This window comes from Zestomonas carbonaria (assembly GCF_904061905.1).
Lineage (GTDB): Bacteria > Pseudomonadota > Gammaproteobacteria > Pseudomonadales > Pseudomonadaceae > Aquipseudomonas > Aquipseudomonas carbonaria.
The window spans coordinates 43,372-64,305 of sequence record NZ_CAJFCI010000043.1 but is presented as its reverse complement, the minus strand read 5'-3'; the positions used below and the strand labels follow the sequence as shown (position 1 = coordinate 64,305).

Here is a 20,934-nt window from a genome sequence, read left to right as displayed (position 1 = left end):
CTGTCGAATTACGGGGTCCGGCCAACATCGAAGCGCAGCCTCTCGGTAGTCACGGGACAAAACGATCCCCCGGCGACTAAACAGCCACCGCTCGGAGAAAAGGATCGGTAGGGAAACTCAGAGCACTGTGGCGGTCTGTTCCGGAGCCACGCCGTAGTCGCTCATCCAGCGGAAACGAACCTGCCTGTCGGCAGCCTGGCCAGCGAAACCAGCCAGAGGGAACTCCGCACTGGAGTGGGGGGAAATCATGCCGCCCCCGGTGTCGTAGCGCTTACCACCCTGCTCCAATACCAGGGAGCTGAAGGACAGGTGATAGGCACTGGAATTCTCGCCACGCAGAACATGGCCATCAGCAGATGGAACTACCCGCCAGGCCACCTGGCGTATCGCCGAGGCCATATCGCCGGGCAGGCCAGTTGGCCGATAGAACAACTTGAGACGCGAGCGGACGGCAATCTGCATGAAGTTGATATCGGCATCCTGGGGCATGGGGGGTACCTCCAGGGCGTTGAACCAGAACAGCGACTCGCGGTCTTGCGGTAGCTTCTCGCCGGTGAACACCAGACGCACGCTCTGCCCCATCTTCGGGTCCAGACGGAATATCGGCGGCGTGACCAGGAAGGGGGCATCGGCATTCTGCGGTGCCACAGTAGGATCGCCGCGATCGACCCATACCTGCATCAGTACCGGGTCGTTACCTTTGTTGGTCATCTTGACCGTGACTTCACGCTCCTTCGCCGAATAGATCACTCGCGTACCGTCGATGAGCACGGCTGCCTGCACAGGCGGGATGACCTGCGCGAACAGCAGCAGGCCGACGATCAGCGAGCTGTAGATGGAAAGGGAGAAACGATTCATTCGAGGGACCTGCGGAGAACGCCCGGGGAATTCCCCGGGCAAGGTGAAATCACTCGTAGGACATGACGAACTGCACGCTGGCGGACAGAGCACCCGGCGTGGTGTCGTTCTGCGCAGCGAAGTACTGGGCGTAGTACTGCAGCGCCGCGTTGCCCGACGCGTCCGCTACCACGGCGCGATTCATCACATTGGTATCGTTGGCGATGTTGATCGGGTTCAAATTCTCGTCGAGGATCTGGACCTGGGCGTTGGTGACGCCGTTGGGGTCAACGGAGATGTTCTTCAGGTTGCCGTTGGCATCGACATTGCCATCTGGAGTGAAGGCAACCGACGCCTTGACGCCCGGGTCGCAGCTAGTGACGTTGAGAACGAAGCGAGTACGGCCGGCAGTGTCGTTCTGGTTTGCCAGCAGCGACTTGTCCACAATCGGCAGCGCCACGTTCACGTCGACCTGGGTCGGATCCAGCGCACAGGCGGTGCTGGTCACCTTGCCGGTAACGTTCAGCGTGCCGGCGGCGGGAGATGCCGCGAAAGCGCCCAGTGAAATACTCACGCCAGCCAGTGAAACCATGGCGGCGAGCAGATGCTTTTGCATGATCAGGCTCCAATCTTCAGTTCGCAAAAAAGACTTCTGGCATTCCGGACCGCGTTTCCTTGCTCACCCGAATGACCGAAGCCGGTATGGAGGCTTTCATTGCTCCACCCTGGCCCTCCCCATCGGGGAGACACAGGGCCAGCAGCCTCGGCGAGCGCTACTCTAGGAAGAAGAAGGGAACCCAGACATCAGATAATTCCTAAAGCCAGCATGGAAACTGGCACCGAGGAATGCGGAAAACGGGAGCAGCGAGAGTCTTCTCGCGAGGTATCGGATCGCTTCACATGACACCGGCCCGGGCCGGTGGGGAATCACTGGAACAGGTTGGACTTGATGCAGAACAGCAACAGTGCCTGGTCGCTGTCCACTTCCAGTTTGCGCATCGCCGCGACCTTCTGAGCGCTGACCGTCTTCACGCTGCGCTTCAGGTGCAGAGCGATCTCGCCGACGCTCATGCCGGAGACGAAGTGCCGCAACACTTCGAACTCCTTCATCGAAAGACTGGCGATGCGCCCATCGATATCGTCCCTGTCGGGCAACACGCTGTTATTCGACTGCATGCAGGGGCCACGATAGGTGTTCTGGCGGACGAGCGTGTCGAGGGCAACGAGAATCTCGTTGAGATCACCGTTCTTGAGGATCACCCCTGACACCCCGAGGTCATACAGGCTCGACAGGATCAGGTTGTTCGACAGCATGGTGAGGATCAGGATGCGAGTCGCCGGGAAGTTGCGCAGCAGGTACTCGATGAGCTTGATGCCATCGCCGTAGGTCTGGTCACCGGGCATGTTGTAGTCGGTAATCACGATATCCGGCCGCACCTCCTTGTACAGCCGGACCAGCTCACTGGAGCTCAGCGCCTCGCCAACCACGGCGAAACGCCCATCGCGCTCGATCACCTCGCGAACCCCCATCAGGACGATAGGGTGGTCGTCCGCCAAAACAACTCTGACTTTTTCCATAAGTACTTCATTGGCTCCGAACATTTGCGTTCAAGGGGTGCGGCCATCGTTACAAGGATAGTTCCTAGATATCTTCCAGGGCCGCGCCGATCCGTTCCATCAGAGCCGCCACCTTGGCGCTCAGATCCGGCCCCGGGGATTCGGCCAGCAAGTCCTCTTCAACGGAGCCGCAAGCTTCGGCCAGGCCATGTGCCTGCACTACCGCCAGGGCGCCACGCAGACGGTGCAACATCTGTCGAACATCGCCCAGGTCTCCCCGCAGCAAGGCTTCGCGCAAGCTCTGCGTATCCTGCCGCATGGTTTTCAGGAACAGGCCTCGCATCTTCTCCGAGACCTGGATACGGTCCACCGCCTCATCGGCTGCGACGCTTGCCGATGGAGGGCTCACTGCCGGTGGCATACCACCGCAGACCCTCCTCAATCCTCCATGCAGCGTACACAGGCTCATCGGCTTGACCAGCCAGGCGTTCATCCCCACCGCCATGCAACGCTCGCCCTCCTCGCGCGTGGCGTTTGCGGTCACACCGATGATGGGGATGTCCACACCCTGCTGGCGTAGGGCCTTGACCAGTTCATAGCCGTTCATCTCCGGCATGTTCACATCGGTCAGCAGCAGATCGAAGTCACCCGCCCCCCAGTGCCGCAACGCCTCTCGGCCGTTCGCCGCCAGCACCACGCTACAGCCGAGCTCTTCCAACTGCTCCTTGAGCAATACCTGGTTGATCGGGTTGTCCTCGGCAACCAGGATGCGCAGCCCCAGTTTCTCCAGCCTCGGCGCCGGCTCATCCGCCATCTCCATGACCGCTTCGCCACGCTGAGCGAGCCGCAACGCCTGGCCGATCCCTCGCAGGTGGTGAATGTTCACCTGCCAATCCTGCCCAACCCGCTGCGGCAGATAACCTCCATCAAGGAGAGCACTCACTCGTGGCCCGGCCCATGTCGACTCGGGCAAGCCGTCCGGCAGCAGATCGAGCAGCACCGAGCCTTCCGGCGGGGAGTTCGGTAGCAAAGCCACGGCAATCGCTGTCGCCCCCCAACGCTCGACCCAGGCGCACAGACAGGCGGCCAACTCCTTCAACGGAGCGCGTACGTAGACGCTCTCGCGCAGCAACTGGATACCCTCGGCCGCACGCTGGCGCGTATCCACAACCTCCAGGGGCAGTCGCAGCGTGAAACTGCTGCCCAGGCCGACCTCACTGATCACCCGCAGTGAGCCATCCATCATCCGGGTCAGGCTCCAGCATATCGACAAACCCAGGCCGGTACCGCTGATCGTATGTTGATGTCCATGAACCTGGTAGAACGGCTCGAACAGCCGCTCCTGCTGCTCCTCGGAGATACCGATACCCGTATCGGTAACCTGCCATTGCAGCTCCACCCAACCATCCCCGAACTCGATCGGCTTCAGGCGCAGCACCACCCGGCCGATGTCGGTGAACTTCAGGGCATTGCTCAGCAGGTTGTTGAGGATCTGCCGGATACGCGCCGCATCGCCCCGCACCAGCCCCGGCACCTCGGCATCCACGCAAGCGTAGAACTGCAGGTGCTTGCCTTCGGCCACCGCGGCATAGCCACGCATGACCTCCTCAGCCAACTCCAGTGGGCTGAACTCCACTTCTTCCAAGGCCATCTGCCCGGCCTCGATCTTCGATACGTCGAGCACGTCGCTGATCAACTGCAGCAAGGTCGAGGATGAGCGCTGGATGGTGCGCAGGTACTCCTCCTGCTGCTGGGTCAACTCGGTCAGGCCCAACAGTTCCAGGGTACCCAACACACCGTACAACGGCGTACGGATTTCATGGCTCATGGTCGCCAGAAACAGCGTCTTGGCCTCGCTCGCCGCGTCCGCCGAGCGTTTCGCCTCGGCCAGGGCGAGTTGAGCCTCCTTGTGTGCGGTGATGTCGTTGAAGGCACAGAGCTCGACATCCTCGCCGTTGTAGCGGGTCGGTGCGAAGCTGGCGCACAGATAGCGCCCATTGACCACTGCGCAAACCTCACCGCCAGCCTCACCGGGCGCGGTGGAAAAGTCCCAGTCGCGACTCATCCTGGTAATGTTCTGGGCATCGCCGAGCCAGAGTTCGGCCAGACGGTTCTGCATCACCACCTGGTGGTCGCTACGGCGCATCACGCAAAGGGCGACTGGCGCGGTCTGGATCACGTCGCGGCTGAAAGCATCGCTCTCGACGATATAGCGGTGTGCCCGGTTGGCAGGCTCCACCACCCGGCGCGCATACCAGCGAACCATGTACCAACCACCGCCCAGGCTTCCCAGCAGCAACGCAAGAATGCCCAGCAACGGCCATTTGGCGGTACGGAACAGGCTCCGGTAATCGACCCTGTAGAGCGCCACCCAACCGTTCTGTGGAGCGCTGCTCAGCTTGAACAGCAGGCCGTTTGCCGTGAAGGTCATGCCTTCGTCATAGTCCTGCGGCATCGCCTGCGAATCGACCAGTACGTCGCCCCGTGGCGAAATCAGTGCCATCTCGTCGAAAACCGCACGGGCGAGTATCTGCTCGAAATCGTCGATTCGCTCCAGATCCAGCAAGGAAACCGCTACCACGTGACGCGTCTGGTCGCCGACCCACCAGAGCGAATCGGGCACATCGAGGGTCGTGAAGCCCAGCAGCTCCAGGTTAGCGTCATCACCGGAGTATCGCCGGGCCACGCCCCACTGCACGGAGGTATCCTCCTCCGGACGGCGGCTCTGCTGCACCCCATCGCGGATACGCTCCATCACAGCCTGGTAGGTCTCCCTGGTCAGAGCGTTGTGGCCTGGGAAGTTGCCGATGGAAGGCACCGCGAGGCTGGTCGAGCTGTTCATGTCGAACAGCACGACCTGCGGAGAGGGATACCGCGAGATACTCCAGTAGCTGCTGTAGAAGTTGGCCAACCGCACTCCCAGGGAAAACGGCCGTGGATGGTCGCCCAACTCCAGATGCCGTCGCCGCTGCGCCAGGGTGAACGGCATGGCGAAGGAGAACTCTCGCCCCTCGTGGATTTCCAGGCCGTCGATGCGCGCGAGCAGACGGCCCCGCACCGGGACGATATCCTGCTCCTTCGCACCGCTTTCCGACGGCAGGGCGCCTGGTCGCGTTTCCCGCATCAGGAATTTCTCGTGCTCAAGGATATCGCCGATCAGCCGGGAGAAATGAAAGTTGATCTTGTCTTTCTCTTCCTGGACCACCCGCCCCAGTGCCCAGTAAGTGATACCGATCAGCAACACTGCCAACGGGAGGGCGCAAAGCAGGACGATATTCAAGCGCAGCGAGGTGCTCGCCAGCTTGTGGATCGATCCGTTGTCAGGGGCCATAGGCAAAAGCGTCCGAACACGCATGGGCTACCAGCAGAATGTAGATGCCACTGGCCAACTCGGCGACCCGGCCCTCATCCACCCTGAACGCTCAAGCATGCAACGAACCGGTAGCGGTGGCACGGGAAGCCGGCAGGTATGCCACATTCGCCCGCTCATCCATAAGCAACTGCAAGAACAACTGCGGCGCGACCGCTTCGGAAATCAGGAAGCCCTGGACTCGGTCGCACTCGAAGCGGCGCAGCATGGCCAGCTCCTCCTTGCTCTCCACTCCTTCGGCCACCACTTCCAGGCCCAATTGCCTGCCCAGGCTGACGATGCTTTCCAGAGCCGTAGACAAGCCGTCGTCCTCGACGCAACCACGGATCAGCGCACGGTCGATCTTCAGCTCGGTGAAGGGCGTCGACACCAGGTTGTAAAACGAACTGTAGCCCTGGCCGAAATCGTCCTGCGCCAGACCGAACCCTTTCATCCGCAGACGGCAGGCTCCGGCGTAGTAATTGCTGGGCGCCACCGTGGTGCTGCACTCCAGCAACTCGAAGACGATGCTGCCAGGGGCGCCAGCGTGGGTGACCACGAAATCGTGCAGGCGATCCGGAAGGCTCGGGTCGTCCAGCAGGTGCGTCGGCAAGTTCACCGACACCGGAATGCGGAAACCCGCTTCGCCCCACAGCGCCTGGGCACGCAGGGCCTGTTCGAGAACCAGCCAGAGCAGGGCCTCGTCCAGACCGGCCTGCCCCAGGGAGGATATGAACTCGCCGGGCATCAGCGTACCGTGCTGCGGGTGGATCCAGCGCACCAGCGCCTCGGCGGCGGAAATGCGGCCGTCGCCCAGAGACTTCTTCGGCTGGAACCAGGCCTGGAACTGCCAGTTCTTCAGTGCAGCCGACAGCTCATCGGGTTTCCACTCCCTGCGATCATCGGTCGGAAGAGCATCGTGTTTACGCTTCCCTTTCTCCAGCTTACCCAGCAGGCGGCGGATAGACAGCGGCAACGCCGGTTTGGCGATCTGGCCGACGACCGTGATGCCCAGGACACTGGCCAGCCGACAGGCACTCCCCATCACCCGCCGGGAAGACGAACTCATGATTGCCAATAGCGGCGGCCGCTTGAGTTCGGACAGTCGCTGGATCAGTTGCACGCCGTCCAGCCCCGGCATCATCAGGTCGCTCAGGACCAGATCGAATTCGCGAGCCTTCAAGCGCGACAGGGCGTCTTCGCCATCCGCCGCCGCCTCCAACCGACTCACCCCCTGCTCGCGAAACAGGTTCACCAGGTACTCACGTTGGAAGGCCTGGTCTTCGACTATCAGGATTCGGTAGGGGAACATGCTTGATTCTCCATCTGAATGGTGGTCAGGCAGCTATGAAGGGCGTGCAGGTCGACCGGCTTGATCAGACAGACACTCATTCCCGCCTCCCGGCAGCGTTCTCTTTCTTCGGGCATCGCATTCGCCGTGGCACCGATGATCGGTCCCCGGCAGCCTTCCCGGCGCAGGGCGCTGGCCAGCTCATAGCCGTTCATCCGCGGCATGTTCAGGTCGGTCAGTACCACGTCGAAAGCGTTCGAACGCCAGATCGCCAAGGCCTCGAGACCATCGGAAGCCAGTTTCACGCTACAGCCCAGTTCCTTCAATTGGTCGCAAAGGATCAGTTGGTTGATCGGATTGTCTTCGACGATCAGCACCCGCATACCCAGCGCCTGGGGTGGCGGAAGGATACCGCCGCCCGATTTATCTGCACTCGTGCAACCCTGCGCCAGCCCTACGGCCTGGCATAGCGACGCCAGGCTGTACAGGCCGACATGCCAATCGCAGTCATGGCGCCGAGGCTGATCGTGGCCATTGGCGGAGACCACTACCCGGCAACCGCTCCAGTCCGGCAACGGTTCCGCGTCCTGCTCATCGAGACGCACATCCACCAGTACGGCCTCGGCATCGATCTCGAGCTGGCTTCCGGGCAGCACCACCTGGGCTCGCGCGCCCCAGCGGGTCAGCCAGCCGCACAGGTTTTCGGAAAGTTCGCGTACTGGTGCGTGCACCCACACCAGCGCGCCCTCCAACTCAGGCTCTATAACGCTCGCGGTGTCGACCTGCTGCAACGGCAGGGTCAGGGTGAAGCTGCTGCCCAGCCCCGAGTCGCTTACCACTCGCAAACAGCCATTCATCAGGTCGCTGAGGCGCCGGCAGATCGACAACCCCAGGCCGGTGCCATCCGTCGAGAGGGGATGACCGCCGACCTGGTAGAACGGATCGAACAGATGACGTTGCTCTTCGATGGAAATACCGATGCCGGTGTCGGCGACCTGCCAGTCCAGGGTGACTCGTTCACCATCGCGCCCGACGACCCGCACACGCACCACTATGCGACCGCTATCGGTGAACTTGACCGCATTGCTCAGCAGGTTGTAGAGGATCTGCCGGATACGCATGGCATCGCCCAGCAGGACGAGCGGCAACTGCGGATCGCAGCAGGCATAGATCTGCAAACCCTTGCCGCGTGCCGCCGCCGCATAGGACTGCAGCACATCCTGGAGCAGCTCCAACGGCGAGAACTCGACCATGTCCAGGCCCAACTGGCCGGCCTCTATCTTCGATACATCGAGCACGTCGCTGATCAGTTGCAGGAGTGCAGACGAGGAACGCTGGATAGCCTGCAGATAGCCAGCCTGCTGGGTATCCAGCGAAGTGCGCTCAAGCAGCTCGAGAGTGCCAAGCACACCGTAGAGGGGCGTGCGGATCTCATGACTCATGGTTGCCAGGAACAACGTCTTGGCTTCGTTCGCGGCATCCGCCATGCGCTTCGCCTCGGCCAGCGCGGCCTCGGTCTGCTTGCACTCGCTGATGTCGCTGAAGGCGCAGAGCAGGACATCCTCGCCCTGGTAGCGGGTTGGCGCATAGCTCAGATAGAGATGCCGACCGTCCGCCGTCTCGATTTCCTCCGAGTTACCGGCCTGCTCATTGGCGAAGGCCTTTTCGACCAATGCGTGCGCCCATCGCCGAGGCACTTCCCTCTCCTCCAGCCAGCACTGCGCCAGATGATTCTTCAGCACCGCCTCGGCATCGCGGCGGCGTAACACGCAGAGGGCGACCGGCGCGGTCTGGATCACCGTGCGAGAAAATCTCTCGCTTTCCACCAGCGCCTCCAGGCGCTGCTGCGCCGGATCGATCAGTCTTCGGTCAATGCGCCGGGACACTCCCCACAGCGTGACTGCCGCGATCAGGCAGAGCAGCAGGGAAAGCCCCAACTGCGGCCACAGGGGCACCAACAGATCGAACAGGCTGACATAGTAGATCAGGCTCCAGTTCGAGCTGCCGAGGTGCTTGAGCAGGGCCAGGTGGAGGTGCAGCGGGTCCCCGCCACTGAGAGCGAAACTGTCCTGCGTCCAGATTTGGCGGAAATGCTCGCCCATGGCCGGGACCGGGGCGCTGCCGAGGATCGCCCGGTGCTGCTGGTCGAGCAGCAGGTAGCTACCGGCTTCCGGCACGTTGAAGGAGGCCATCAGGTCGGTGCCGCGCAGCTCCAGCCCCAGCCAGCCGGCATCCTGGTGATCGGAAACCCGCGCGAACAGGTACAGCCGCAGATGTCCGTCCGCAGGATCGGCCAGCCAGCGTACTGCCTGCTCTTCATCCTCCGTACCGGGTTGCCGCAGCGCTTCGAGAACCGTCTCCGGCACCAGGGGGTCGAACGACAACCCGCCATCCAGACGTGTCACAGCCGTCGCACCCGGCTCGACGTACAGCAGGCCCAATTGTTTGTCCGCCAGCTCCTGCAGGTCGCGCCCGGACAGGAACAGGCTCCAGTGCCTGCCCGGATCGCCCAACGGAACACTGACGTAAGCATGACTGGGAAGCGGTTCATACAGATGCCGCAGCGACTTGGACGGCACCCGGGCACCGTACATCACCCCTCGATTGAGGTTCTCCAGCAGCGACTCGCGTTGATAGAGGTACAACTGCGCCTCGTACATCGCACCGTTCATGTGCCGACGAAGCTGGGATATCTCGTTGTTGAGGGTGGCATTGAGAAACAGGCTCAGCGCGCAGAGCAGGAATACCATCAGGGTCCATGCCAGTAGCCGCAGCAACTTGCGCGCAGCCTTGGGCGTGGAAAATGGTGAATCGAGGGGCTGCAGGAACCGTTTCAGTCTCATGCCCGTCAGACTGACGGGCATGATCGCCTGCCTCCATCAGACAAATCTAAAATCCATGAGGATTTTTCTTAATCTTATGAACGGAAGGATCGGCCGCCACTGTCGCCCTTAATGAGACGACAGTTTGTACACAAGATTGGACGGGCATTTCCATCGCGCCCTAGAATGCCTGCAATCCCAAGCGAGGTTCCCATGACCAGCCGTCTCAGCCCCGACGACCAAGCCCGCGTCGACCAGTACCTGAGCGCTCCGCAGCATCGGGTCGAGCGCAAGCCGTTCCGCCCCTGGATGCTCCTGGCGGTCATCCTCGTCTCCGTCATCGCCCTCGGCCTGTTGAGCCGCCTTCTGAGCCGTCTAGTGCTATGAGCTGCCTTGCGCTCGCCTGTTCGGCGCCCTCCCGGATTTCTAAAAGCCTTGCGAGACCTTCCCATGACTCATCGTATCGTGATCGTCGGCGGCGGCGCCGGCGGCCTGGAACTTGCCACCCGCCTGGGTAGAGCCCTGGGCAGGCGCGGCCAGGCCAGCGTCCTGCTGGTCGACGCCAACCTGACGCATATCTGGAAACCACTGCTCCACGAAGTAGCCGCCGGCTCGCTGAACTCGTCGGAAGACGAGCTCAACTATGTCGCCCAGGCCAAGTGGAACCATTTCGGGTTCCAGCTCGGCCGCATGGCCGGACTGGACCGCGCCCGCAAGCGCATCCGCCTGGCCGCCACCCTCGACGAGAACGGCGCCGAGCTGCTGCCCGAGCGCGAGGTGGCCTACGACAGCCTGGTCATCGCGGTCGGCAGCACCACCAACGACTTCGGCACGCCCGGCGCCGCCGAGCACTGCCTGTTCCTCGACACCCGCGCCCAGGCCGAGCGCTTCCACCGCCAGTTGCTCAGCCACTACCTGCGCGCCCACGCCGGCGAGGCGGACGACGAGCGAATCAGCGTGGCCATCGTCGGCGCCGGGGCCACCGGCGTCGAACTGGCCGCCGAGCTGCACCACGCCGCCCACGAACTGGCCGCCTACGGCCTGGACAGCATCCGCCCGGAAAACATGCGCATCACGCTCATCGAGGCCGGTCCGCGCGTGCTGCCCGCCCTGCCGGAACGCATCAGCCAACCGGTGCATCACAGCCTGGAACAGCTCGGCGTGACCGTGCTGACCAATACCTCGGTCAGCGAGGTGACCGCCGAGCACCTGCGCGCCCAGGACGGCCGGATCATCCCGGCCAGCCTCAAGGTCTGGGCCGCAGGCATCCGCGCCCCGGCCTTCCTTCGCGAACTGGACGGACTGGAAAGCAACCGTATCGACCAACTGGTGGTACGCCCTACCCTGCAGACCACCCGCGATGACGATATCTTCGCCTTCGGCGACTGCGCCGCCTGCCCACAGCCGGGCGAGACGGGTCGCAACGTGCCGCCACGCGCCCAGGCCGCCCACCAGCAGGCCTCCCTGCTGGTGAAGAGCTTCAAGCAGCGCCTGGCCGGGCAGCCATTGCCGCACTATCAGTACCGCGACTACGGTTCGCTGATCTCGCTATCGCGCTTCAGCGCGGTCGGCAATCTCATGGGCAACCTGATGGGCAGCGTCAAGCTCGAGGGCTGGCTGGCACGGATGTTCTACATCTCGCTGTATCGCATGCACCAGATGGCGCTGTACGGCACCTTCCGCACCCTGCTGCTGATGCTCAGCGACCGTATCGGGCGCAGCACCGAGCCGCGCCTGAAGCTGCACTGATCGCGCTCAAGGGCGCACCTGCGTGAAGGCCGGCCCGCTTCCAGCGGGCCGGCCAATGTCCCGGCAGGAGCGAACGCTCCATTATTCCGGCGCAAAGAAAAATCCCCTCGTGACGCGGGTCACGAGGGGATTCATATATGGTGGGTCGTGTAGGATTCGAACCTACGACCAATTGGTTAAAAGCCAACTGCTCTACCAACTGAGCTAACGACCCAGGAATTAGGGTGGTCGGGGTAGAGAGATTCGAACTCCCGACATCCTGCTCCCAAAGCAGGCGCGCTACCGGACTGCGCTATACCCCGTCTGGAATTTGGCTCCGCGACCTGGACTCGAACCAGGGACCCAATGATTAACAGTCATTTGCTCTACCGACTGAGCTATCGCGGAACTACGGTATTCCCGACTCTGCCGCGCTTCCAATTGGATTCGCGCTTCAGAGGCGCGCCATTTTACGTTTCGCGATGAGCCTGTCAAGCCTTCAAAGCGCTTTTAAGACAACGATTTGCAGCGGTGCGATGCGCTGCTATATGTTTGACCTATTCTGTTCACAACGGATGTGCTGGCCTTCCCGGCTGTCGCTTAGGAACGTCCATGAATAATAGTCAGGACAACCCGCCCCAAAAGGCCAAATCTGCGGCGACCTTGGCCAGCAGGGGCATTCAACCCCGCTTCGGTGAGTTGGCGCAGAACTGCCGGAAGCTGGCGATGAACCGCCTGGCGGAGCACCTCACAGGCGTATTCGGGCAAGTCGACGACGCGCTGTTCGAATGTGCGGAGAAAGCCGAGAACAATCAGGTACAGACGCTGTTCTTCGACAACATGCGGGAAATCCGCCGCCAGCGCCCCCGCATCGAGCGCAGCTACCACCAGCAGATCGCACAGAACTTCAACAACTTCCTCGAAGGCAAGCTCAAGGAACGGGAAGAGTCGGCCGAGGTAGACGTCGACGAACTGACCCTGATCCAGAACGAGGACTACGAGGAAACCCTCCAGGTGACCAATATGGTCAGCCGGGTCAAGGCTCGTTGCGCCCAGCAACTGTTCGCCCTCGAGCAGCGCCTGGCGGTCCTCAACAACGGCCAGAAGCTCGGCGAGGACAGCAACCCGTTCGGCCCGCAGGCGATCGCCCAGGCATTCCGCGATGCGCTGGCGCCCTGCCCGTTCCCGCTGCGCATCAAGACCATCCTCTACATGCTGTTCGACCGCCATGTGATGCAGAGCCTCGACAGCCTGTATGAGGCGATGAACAAGCGCCTGATCGATGCCGACGTGCTGCCCCACCTCAAGTACAGCGTGCAGCGCCGACCAGAAAGCCCCAAACAGCCCGAGGCGCCGACCGAGGCCGCGCCCGCCCCCGTTCCTCCGCAGGCGGCAGTGCCGGCTGGAACACCCTCCACGGCACCGGCACCAGCCTCCGCAGCACCAGCCCAAGGCAGTGCCCCCGCGCCCGGCGACACGCCGGCGCCTTCCGACCTCAGCGAGCCGCCGCCCAGCGATCCCGGGGCGCTGTTCAGCGGACTGGCCGCCCTGCTCAGCGAATACCGCCAGCGCGAGGGCGACAGCGCCATGCTCGGCGCCACGCGCAGCATCGCCAGCTTCGCCCCGCGCGGCGCGACGCGCACCTACAGCGCCAAGGACCTGCTGGAAGCCCTCAACCGCCTACAGGAAAAGTCGGCCCAGGACCTGTCGCAACGCCTGCAACATCCGCAGCCGGTGGAAGAGCTCAAGGCCAGCCTGCAAGAGCAACTGGAAACCCACAGCAGTTTGCCCGGGCAGCAGAAGCTGTCCGAGCAGGAAGCCGACGTCATCGACCTGGTGGGCATGCTGTTCGACTTCATCCTCGATGACGAGAACCTGCCGGACATCTGCAAGACAGCCCTCTCCCACCTGCACACACCACTGCTGAAGGTAGCCCTGCAGGACAAGGCACTGTTCACTCAGCACCACCATCCGGCGCGCCGCCTGCTCAACGCCATGGCGCAGGCTGGCGTGCTGTACGGCAGCGAAGGCGAAACCCACAGCCTGCTGGCGAAAATGCACTGGGTAGTCGAACGCGTAATCCAGGACTACGTCGGCGACCTGTCCCTGTTCGATAACCTGCTCGAAGAGTTCAACGACTTCGTCGCCACCCTGCGGCAAAAGGTCGAGCTGCGCGAGCGGCGCGCCGTGGAAGCGGCCAAGGGCCGCGACAAGCTGCTCGAGGCCCGACAGCGGGCCATGGACACGATCTCCCAGGCGCTGCAAGGTCGCGAGGTGCCGGCCATCATCCGCAACTTCCTGGAGCTCACCTGGACAGACGTGCTGGTGTTCATCCAGTTGCGCCATGGCCAGCACAGCGCGGAGTGGCAACGAGCCAGCGAATCGGCCGAGCAACTGGCCTGGAGCGGCACCCCGCTGGACGAACAGGACAACGAACGCCTGCAACAGCTACGGGTCGAGCTGCTGGAGAACCTGCGCAACGGCCTGGAGCTGCTTGGTGGCTACCGGGAAGATGGCATCCGCCGCCTGCTGCAGGATCTGGTCGCCTGCCAGCACGCCGTCCAGGCCAAGCAGCCGGACGTCGCCGCCAGGCTCGAGGCCCGGATGCCGGAAAGCCCGTTGGGCGCGATGCTTGGCGAAGACGCCCAGTTGCTCAGGAGCATGCCGACCAGCGGGATGTCGACCCGCGCGCAACTGCTGGCCAAGGAGCTGGCGCACATCGAGTTCGGCACCTGGTTCGAGTTCACCTCGGGCGAGCAGGTCCGCCAGCTCAAGCTATCGTGGTTCAGCCCGACCACCCACAACTACATGTTCGTCGATCACAGCGGACAGCGGGTGGCGATCAAGCCCCTAACCCTGCTGGCCAGCGAAATGGAGCAAGGGCTGGCGAGGGTGGTTCCGCCCGAGCGCAATGCCCCTTTGATGGACCGCGCACTCACCGCCATCTACCGCGTCCTGCAGCGGTTCACCGGCCGCTCCATCTCGGGCTAAGGAGCTGCAATGGAAGATCGCCGCCAGCACAGCCGCCGCACCACCGAACTACAACTGGAAGTCTTCGACCTCAATACCACCCAGCGCCTTGGTCGTGTAGTGGACCTGTCCACCGACGGCTTCATGCTGTTCAGCGAAACGCCCCCGCAGGTCGACAGCGTCATCGAGTGCTGCCTGACCCCGGCGGCGCCGATCGACGGCATTCGCGAAGTGATACTGGGCGCCGACTGCCTGTGGACCCGGCCAGCGGCCGACAACCTGCACCACTGGGCCGGCTTCCACATCATCGACCTCGCCGAAGAACATGCCGAAGCCCTGAAGGCCCTGCTCAAGCGGCTGTGAAACGCGCCCAGCAAAAAGCCCCGCCAAGGCGGGGCTTTCTGTTGCGCGCTGCACTCAGGCGAAGACGATCTCGTCGCCCTCCACCTTGGCCGTGATGCTGGCGCCCGGCACGAACTGGCCGGCAAGGATCTGCTGCGCCAGCGGGTTCTCGATCCAGCGCTGGATCGCCCGCTTCAGCGGCCGCGCACCGTAGACCGGGTCGTAGCCGACGGCGATCAGCTTGTCCAGGGCCTCCTGGGACAGCTTCAGGCTCAGCTCGCGCTCGGCCAGGCGCTTGCGCAGGCGACCGAGCTGGATCTCGGAGATGCCGGCGATCTGCTCCTTGCCCAGCGGTTCGAACACCACCACTTCGTCGATGCGGTTAACGAACTCCGGCCGGAAGTGGCTGCTCACCGCATCCATCACCGCCGCACGTTGCGCTTCGCGGTCGCCAACCAATTCCTGGATCTGCGCCGAACCGAGGTTGGAGGTCATCACCACCACGGTGTTGCGGAAGTCCACGGTACGGCCGTGGCTGTCGGTCAGGCGGCCGTCCTCCAGCACCTGCAGGAGGATGTTGAACACGTCCGGATGGGCCTTCTCGACCTCGTCCATCAGCACCACCGAATAGGGTTTGCGGCGCACCGCCTCGGTCAGGTAGCCACCCTCTTCATAGCCGACGTAGCCGGGCGGTGCGCCGATCAGGCGAGCCACGGAATGCTTCTCCATGAACTCGGACATGTCGATGCGCACCAGCGCCTCCTCGGTATCGAAGAGGAACTCGGCCAGCGCCTTGCACAGCTCGGTCTTGCCGACGCCGGTGGGGCCGAGGAACAGGAACGAGCCGCTGGGCCGGTTCGGGTCGGCGAGCCCGGCGCGCGAGCGGCGCACAGCGTTGGCCACCGCGACCACAGCCTCGTTCTGGCCGATCACCCGTTGGTGCAGCAGGTCCTCCATCTTCAGCAGCTTCTCGCGCTCGCCTTCGAGCATCTTGGCGACCGGGATGCCGGTCCACTTGGAGACCACCTCGGCGATCTCCTCCTCGGTGACCTTGCTGCGCAGCAACTGGTTTTCCGGCTTGCCATGCTGGTCGACCATCTGCAGGCTGCGCTCCAGATCGGGGATCACCCCGTACTGCAGCTCGGCCATGCGTTGCAGGTCGGACTTGCGCCGCGCGGCCTCGAGGTCGGCCTTGGCCTGCTCGATCTTCTGCTGGATCTGCGCCGAGCCCTGCACTTCGGCCTTCTCGGATTTCCAGATCTCCTCGAGGTCGGCGTACTCCCTCTCCAGCTTGCCGATGTCTTCCTCCAGCTTGGCGAGGCGCTTCTTGGTGGCCTCGTCATCTTCCTTCTTCAGCGCCTCACGCTCGATCTTCAACTGGATCAGGCGGCGGTCGAGACGGTCCAGCGCTTCCGGCTTGGAGTCGATCTCCATGCGGATGCGGCTGGCGGCCTCGTCGACCAGGTCGATGGCCTTGTCCGGCAACTGGCGGTCGGTGATGTAGCGATGGCTGAGCTTGGCGGCGGCGATGATCGCGCCGTCGGTGATGCTCACCCCGTGGTGCACCTCGTAGCGCTCTTTCAAGCCACGCAGGATGGCGATGGTGTCTTCCTCGCTGGGCTCGTCCACCAGCACTTTCTGGAAGCGCCGCTCCAGGGCCGCATCCTTCTCGATGTACTGGCGGTACTCGTCCAGGGTGGTGGCGCCGACGCAGTGCAGTTCGCCGCGGGCCAGGGCCGGCTTGAGCATGTTGCCGGCGTCCATGGCGCCCTCGGCCTTGCCGGCGCCGACCATGGTGTGCAACTCGTCGATGAACAGGATGATCCGCCCTTCCTGCTTGGACAGCTCGTTGAGCACCGCCTTCAGGCGCTCCTCGAACTCGCCGCGGAACTTGGCACCGGCGATCAGCGCGCCCATGTCCAGGGCCAGCAGGCGCTTGTCCTTGAGGCCGTCGGGCACTTCGCCGTTGACGATGCGCTGGGCCAGGCCCTCGACGATGGCGGTCTTGCCGACACCGGGCTCGCCGATCAGCACCGGGTTGTTCTTGGTGCGCCGTTGCAGGACCTGGATGGTGCGGCGGATTTCGTCGTCGCGGCCGATCACCGGGTCGAGCTTGCCCTCCTCGGCGCGCTTGGTCATGTCGACCGTGTACTTGTCCAGGGCCTGGCGCGACTCCTCGGCATTCGGGTCCTTCACCGCCTCGCCGCCGCGCAGGTTGGCGATGGCGTTCTCCAGGGCCTTCTTCGACACGCCCTGGGCAAGCAGCAGTTTGCCGAGGCGGGTGTTTTCGTCCATCGCGGCGAGCAGCACCAGTTCGCTGGAGATGAACTGGTCGCCCTTCTGCTGGGCCAGGCGGTCGGCCTGGTTGAGCAGGCGCGCGAGGTCCTGCGACAGGTTCATGTCGCCGGTAGGATTCTGCAGCTTGGGCAGTTGGTCGAGCTCTTTGTTCAGCGCCTGGCGCAGGGCGGAAATGTCGAAGCCCACCTGCATCAGCAGCGGCTTGATCGAGCCCCCCTGCTGTTCGAGCAGGGCCTGCATCAGGTGCAGCGGCTCGATGGCCGGGTGATCGAGGCCCACGGCGATGGATTGGGCGTCGGAAAGCGCCAATTGCAACTTGCTGGTCAAACGGTCTATTCGCATGGATATGTCCTTCCTTCTGGAGTGCGGACCGGGCAGATGGACGCCCAACAACGAAAGATCCGCAGAGTTGAAGACTAGATGAGGACAGTTTTCCGCGATTCAAGCGTCGCGGGTTTGACATGGGTCAGGTACGACGCTTGGACATGGACCGCGGGGTGGGTCGGGCGGCGTTCCGTTTCAGCCAATCAACCCAGGCTTCGAGTCCCGCTTGGCGGTCAGGGCTCCTGCAACCAGATCAGGCTGGCGAAGCGGCCGGTGCGCGCAGCACGCCGATAGGAATAGAAGCGTGGATCGCTGACGGTACAGAAACCGCCACCATATACGGCGGTAACGCCACGGGCGGCGAGGCGAATACGCGCCAACTGGTAGATATCGGCCATGAACTTGCCGGGATTGACGCTCGCAACGAAGGCGTTCGCCGCTTCGACGTGCTGCGCGACGAAGGCTTCGCGCACCTCGGTGCCGACCTCGAACGCCTGCGGGCCGATGGCCGGACCGAGCCATACCAGCAGTTCGTCCGGCGGCAGCGCCAAGGCATCCAGGGTGGCCTCCAGCACGCCACCGGCCAGACCTCTCCAGCCGGCATGGGCGGCGGCAACGCGGCTGCCGGCACGGTCGCAGAACAGTGCCGGCAGGCAATCCGCGGTCATAGCCGTACACGCGATGCCGGGCGCCCCGGTCCAGCAACCGTCGGCCTCCTCGACACGGGTCGGGTCAGCCTGGACCACCCGCACGCCATGCACCTGGCGCAACCAGGCCGGCCGGCAGCCCAGCGCGGCCGTCAGGCGCCGGCGGTTCTCGGCGACCGCGGCCGGGTCGTCGCCGACATGGTCGCCAAGGTTGCAACTGGCAAAGGGTTCCTCACTGACGCCACCGGCCCGCGTGGTGACGCAGGCACGGACCCGCGCCGGCGCCGGCCAGTCCGGGACGATCCAGCCATCAGCCGACGAAGGCATCGCGATCCTGGCGCAGCAGGGTGAGCAGCCAGACGAAATCGTCGGGCAGCGGCGATTCCCATTTCATGCGCTGGCCGGTCGCCGGGTGGTCGAGCTCGAGGAAGCGTGCGTGCAGGGCCTGCCTCGGAAAGCTCTTGAGCTCCTGCACCAGGGTCTGGCTGGCCGCCGGCGGAATGCGGAAGCGCCCCGCATACACCGGGTCGCCCACCAGCGGATAGCCGACGTGGGCCATGTGCACACGGATCTGGTGGGTACGCCCGGTCTCCAGCTTGACGCGGGTGTGGGTATGCGAGCGGAAACGCTCGAGCACCCGGTAGTGGCTGACCGCCGGCTTGCCGCCCTCGGTCACGGCCATCTTCTGCCGCTGCGTGCCATGCCGGCCGATCGGCGCGTCGATGGTGCCGCCAGCGGTGATCACGCCGATGACGATGGCCTCGTAGATGCGGCTGACACTGCGCGCCTGCAACTGTTCGACCAGGCGGGTCTGCGCGATGAGGGTCTTGGCCACCACCATCAGGCCGGTGGTGTCCTTGTCCAGGCGATGGACGATGCCGGCGCGCGGCACGTTGACCAACTCCGGCACGTGGTGCAGCAAGGCATTGAGCAGGGTGCCGTCCTGGTGGCCGGCGGCCGGGTGGACCACCAGCCCGGCGGGCTTGTCGAGCACCAGGATGTGCTCGTCCTCGTAGACGATGTTCAGCTCGATGTCCTGGGCCAGCCACTCGCCCTGGGCTTCCTGTTCGGCCTCCAGGCTGAGCCGGCTGCCGCCGTGGACGATGTCGCGCGGGCGCAGCACGGCGCCATCGACCGTCAACCGGCCATCCTTGATCCAGGAGGACAGGCGGGAGCGGGAATAATCGGGGAACACCTGCGCGGCGACCTGGTCGAGGCGCTGCCCGCCCAATTCGGACGGAACCTCGGCACTTAGCTGGATGAGCTGTTTTTCGATGGGGGACATAAGGGTCTGTTGGCGTTTCGGCACGAGCCGTGACGAAACGTCAGCAGACCCTATGCAACGGCGGGGGCGGGCCTTTGGTTTCGGCTACGCGCTTGTGGTTAAATACGGCGTCTTTTTGTCCCGGCGTCACCGGGGCCTCATCATAACAGGACGGCCCTGGCCAAGACAGCCAGCCGTCACAGGGACGCAAGCCGCCATGCAAGTGAAACACCTGCTGCTGATCGCCATCCTCGCCTTCACCGCCGCCTGTTCCTCCACCAAGGAGCAGGTCGACGAGAACCTCAGCGAGGCCGAGCTGTACCGGCAGGCCCAGGCCGACCTGGACAACAAGAGCTACACCAGTGCGGTGAACAAGCTGAAGGCGCTGGAGTCCCGCTACCCGTTCGGACGCTATGCCGAGCAGGCACAGCTCGAACTGATCTACGCCTACTACAAGAACGTCGAGCCGGAAGCCGCCAGGGCCGCCGCCGAGCGCTTCATCCGCCTGCATCCGCAGCATCCCGACGTCGACTACGCCTACTACCTCAAGGGCCTGGCCTCGTTCGACCAGGATCGCGGCCTGCTCGCCCGCTTCCTGCCGCTGGACATGACCAAGCGCGACCCGGGCGCGGCGCGTGACTCGTTCAACGAGTTCGCCCAGCTCACCAGCCGCTATCCGAACAGCCGCTACGCGCCGGACGCCAAGCAGCGCATGATCTACCTGCGCAACCTGCTGGCCGCCTACGAGGTGCACGTCGGCAACTACTACCTGAAGCGCCAGGCCTATGTCGCCGCCGCCAACCGCGGCCGCTACGTGGTGGAGAACTTCCAGGAAACCCCGGCTGTCGGCGATGGCCTTGCGATCATGACCGAGGCCTACCAGCGCCTGCACCTCGACGACCTGGCCGCGTCCAGCCTGGAAACCCTCAAGCTGAACTACCCGGACCACCCGAGCCTGGACAATGGCGAGTTCGCGCCGCGGGAAGACGAGGCCGACAACCGCTCCTGGCTGAGCAAGGCCACCCTTGGCCTGATCGAGAACGACACCCCGCTGCCCCCGGGCCAAACCCGCGCCAGCCAGGACGTGCTCAAGCAGTACCAGGATGCTCAGGACGCCATTCCGTCAGAACTGCTGCCGGAAAACCAGGAAGCCATCGAAGAAGATGACCGTGAAGCCGAGGCCAAAGGCAAGGGTCGCTCCTGGTGGAGCTACATGACCTTCGGCCTGTTCGACTGATCGATCGCGGCGACAGAAAAAAGGGAGGCTTCGGCCTCCCTTTTTCGTTGCGGGCGCCTGATCAGCAACAACGGAACGGCCTGCCCTTGCCACCACCGTAGCGGGCCTCCTGGCGTTCGCGGAAGAACTCCTCATAGCTCATCACCGGTTTGTCCGGGTGCTTGCTGCGCATGTGCTCGACGTAGGTGTCGTAGTCAGGCATGCCTACCAGCATCCGGGCGGCCTGGCCCAGATACTTACCCATGCGGCTCAGATCGTTGAACATCTG

At 63.8% G+C, this 20,934-nt stretch carries 15 protein-coding genes and 3 tRNA genes; 5 read left to right on the top strand and 13 right to left on the bottom strand.

The features are described from left to right. Positions 1-117: 117 nt before the first annotated feature. The 6 genes from PSEWESI4_RS11170 to PSEWESI4_RS11145 form a co-directional block, all read right to left on the bottom strand. Complete coding sequence (locus PSEWESI4_RS11170) at positions 118-858, bottom strand: fimbrial biogenesis chaperone (protein ID WP_187671279.1); 741 nt, start codon at positions 856-858, stop codon at positions 118-120. Between the two features lie 49 nt (positions 859-907). Then, positions 908-1,453, bottom strand: a complete 546-nt coding sequence (locus PSEWESI4_RS11165; protein WP_187671278.1) for a fimbrial protein — start codon at positions 1,451-1,453, stop codon at positions 908-910. Positions 1,454-1,764: 311 nt separating this feature from the next. Continuing rightward, a complete protein-coding gene (locus PSEWESI4_RS11160; RefSeq protein ID WP_187671277.1) occupies positions 1,765-2,415 on the bottom strand; it encodes a response regulator transcription factor in 651 nt (216 codons plus the stop codon). Between the two features lie 64 nt (positions 2,416-2,479). Then, on the bottom strand, positions 2,480-5,725 hold the full coding sequence (locus PSEWESI4_RS11155) for a hybrid sensor histidine kinase/response regulator (protein ID WP_187671276.1): 3,246 nt from the start codon (positions 5,723-5,725) through the stop codon (positions 2,480-2,482). A 91-nt stretch (positions 5,726-5,816) separates the two neighbouring features. After that, positions 5,817-7,055, bottom strand: a complete 1,239-nt coding sequence (locus PSEWESI4_RS11150) for an EAL domain-containing response regulator (RefSeq protein ID WP_187671275.1) — start codon at positions 7,053-7,055, stop codon at positions 5,817-5,819. Further along, a complete protein-coding gene (locus PSEWESI4_RS11145; protein ID WP_408004299.1) occupies positions 7,034-9,898 on the bottom strand; it encodes an ATP-binding protein in 2,865 nt (954 codons plus the stop codon). Before PSEWESI4_RS11145 ends, PSEWESI4_RS11150 begins: the two co-directional genes overlap by 22 nt. Before the next feature lie 171 nt (positions 9,899-10,069). Here PSEWESI4_RS11145 and PSEWESI4_RS11140 point away from each other — a divergent pair, with 171 nt between their 5' ends. Both PSEWESI4_RS11140 and PSEWESI4_RS11135 read left to right on the top strand, forming a co-directional pair. Further along, the gene (locus tag PSEWESI4_RS11140; RefSeq protein ID WP_187671274.1) at positions 10,070-10,243 is read left to right on the top strand and encodes a DUF3094 family protein; all 174 of its coding nucleotides are present in this window, start codon (positions 10,070-10,072) and stop codon (positions 10,241-10,243) included. A 63-nt stretch (positions 10,244-10,306) separates the two neighbouring features. Continuing rightward, positions 10,307-11,605 carry an NAD(P)/FAD-dependent oxidoreductase gene (locus PSEWESI4_RS11135; protein WP_187671273.1) on the top strand — a complete coding sequence of 433 codons (1,299 nt, stop codon included), beginning with the start codon at positions 10,307-10,309 and terminating at the stop codon, positions 11,603-11,605. Between the two features lie 138 nt (positions 11,606-11,743). Here the strand turns inward: PSEWESI4_RS11135 and PSEWESI4_RS11130 are convergent. The 3 genes from PSEWESI4_RS11130 to PSEWESI4_RS11120 form a co-directional block, all read right to left on the bottom strand. Then, a tRNA-Lys gene (locus tag PSEWESI4_RS11130) sits at positions 11,744-11,819 on the bottom strand. 11 nt (positions 11,820-11,830) lie between these two features. Then, positions 11,831-11,907: transfer RNA gene (locus PSEWESI4_RS11125), tRNA-Pro, on the bottom strand. A gap of 9 nt (positions 11,908-11,916) precedes the next feature. After that, positions 11,917-11,992: transfer RNA gene (locus PSEWESI4_RS11120), tRNA-Asn, on the bottom strand. A gap of 204 nt (positions 11,993-12,196) precedes the next feature. Between PSEWESI4_RS11120 and PSEWESI4_RS11115 the strand changes: the two genes are divergently transcribed. After that, positions 12,197-14,575, top strand: a complete 2,379-nt coding sequence (locus PSEWESI4_RS11115) for a DUF1631 domain-containing protein (protein WP_187671272.1) — start codon at positions 12,197-12,199, stop codon at positions 14,573-14,575. A 9-nt stretch (positions 14,576-14,584) separates the two neighbouring features. After that, positions 14,585-14,917, top strand: coding sequence for a PilZ domain-containing protein (locus PSEWESI4_RS11110; protein ID WP_187671271.1), 333 nt, complete (start codon positions 14,585-14,587; stop codon positions 14,915-14,917). 54 nt (positions 14,918-14,971) lie between these two features. On the opposite strand, the gene clpB is transcribed toward PSEWESI4_RS11110, so the two are convergent. The 3 genes from clpB to rluD form a co-directional block, all read right to left on the bottom strand. Next, entirely contained in the window at positions 14,972-17,536 is a 2,565-nt protein-coding gene (gene clpB / locus PSEWESI4_RS11105) for an ATP-dependent chaperone ClpB (protein ID WP_187671270.1), read from the bottom strand. Between the two features lie 215 nt (positions 17,537-17,751). Further along, positions 17,752-18,492 carry a peptidoglycan editing factor PgeF gene (pgeF, locus tag PSEWESI4_RS11100; protein WP_187671269.1) on the bottom strand — a complete coding sequence of 247 codons (741 nt, stop codon included), beginning with the start codon at positions 18,490-18,492 and terminating at the stop codon, positions 17,752-17,754. After that, entirely contained in the window at positions 18,476-19,450 is a 975-nt protein-coding gene (gene rluD / locus PSEWESI4_RS11095; RefSeq protein WP_187671268.1) for a 23S rRNA pseudouridine(1911/1915/1917) synthase RluD, read from the bottom strand. The genes pgeF and rluD overlap by 17 nt, the downstream gene beginning before the upstream one ends. Before the next feature lie 196 nt (positions 19,451-19,646). Here rluD and PSEWESI4_RS11090 point away from each other — a divergent pair, with 196 nt between their 5' ends. Then, positions 19,647-20,666, top strand: a complete 1,020-nt coding sequence (locus PSEWESI4_RS11090; protein ID WP_187671267.1) for an outer membrane protein assembly factor BamD — start codon at positions 19,647-19,649, stop codon at positions 20,664-20,666. 61 nt (positions 20,667-20,727) lie between these two features. Here PSEWESI4_RS11090 and PSEWESI4_RS11085 read toward each other — a convergent pair whose 3' ends face one another. Further along, complete coding sequence (locus PSEWESI4_RS11085) at positions 20,728-20,931, bottom strand: YbdD/YjiX family protein (RefSeq protein WP_187671266.1); 204 nt, start codon at positions 20,929-20,931, stop codon at positions 20,728-20,730. Positions 20,932-20,934: the final 3 nt, after the last annotated feature.

Bases quoted from the DNA above. Each gene is read 5' to 3' on its own strand.
- PSEWESI4_RS11170 (WP_187671279.1), bottom strand. From the start codon at position 858: ATGAATCGTTTCTCCCTTTCCATCTACAGCTCGCTGATCGTCGGCCTG.
- PSEWESI4_RS11165 (WP_187671278.1), bottom strand. From the start codon at position 1,453: ATGCAAAAGCATCTGCTCGCCGCCATGGTTTCACTGGCTGGCGTGAGT.
- PSEWESI4_RS11160 (WP_187671277.1), bottom strand. From the start codon at position 2,415: ATGGAAAAAGTCAGAGTTGTTTTGGCGGACGACCACCCTATCGTCCTG.
- PSEWESI4_RS11155 (WP_187671276.1), bottom strand. From the start codon at position 5,725: ATGGCCCCTGACAACGGATCGATCCACAAGCTGGCGAGCACCTCGCTG.
- PSEWESI4_RS11150 (WP_187671275.1), bottom strand. From the start codon at position 7,055: ATGTTCCCCTACCGAATCCTGATAGTCGAAGACCAGGCCTTCCAACGT.
- PSEWESI4_RS11145 (WP_408004299.1), bottom strand. From the start codon at position 9,898: ATGCCCGTCAGTCTGACGGGCATGAGACTGAAACGGTTCCTGCAGCCC.
- PSEWESI4_RS11140 (WP_187671274.1), top strand. From the start codon at position 10,070: ATGACCAGCCGTCTCAGCCCCGACGACCAAGCCCGCGTCGACCAGTAC.
- PSEWESI4_RS11135 (WP_187671273.1), top strand. From the start codon at position 10,307: ATGACTCATCGTATCGTGATCGTCGGCGGCGGCGCCGGCGGCCTGGAA.
- PSEWESI4_RS11115 (WP_187671272.1), top strand. From the start codon at position 12,197: ATGAATAATAGTCAGGACAACCCGCCCCAAAAGGCCAAATCTGCGGCG.
- PSEWESI4_RS11110 (WP_187671271.1), top strand. From the start codon at position 14,585: ATGGAAGATCGCCGCCAGCACAGCCGCCGCACCACCGAACTACAACTG.
- clpB (WP_187671270.1), bottom strand. From the start codon at position 17,536: ATGCGAATAGACCGTTTGACCAGCAAGTTGCAATTGGCGCTTTCCGAC.
- pgeF (WP_187671269.1), bottom strand. From the start codon at position 18,492: ATGCCTTCGTCGGCTGATGGCTGGATCGTCCCGGACTGGCCGGCGCCG.
- rluD (WP_187671268.1), bottom strand. From the start codon at position 19,450: ATGTCCCCCATCGAAAAACAGCTCATCCAGCTAAGTGCCGAGGTTCCG.
- PSEWESI4_RS11090 (WP_187671267.1), top strand. From the start codon at position 19,647: ATGCAAGTGAAACACCTGCTGCTGATCGCCATCCTCGCCTTCACCGCC.
- PSEWESI4_RS11085 (WP_187671266.1), bottom strand. From the start codon at position 20,931: ATGTTCAACGATCTGAGCCGCATGGGTAAGTATCTGGGCCAGGCCGCC.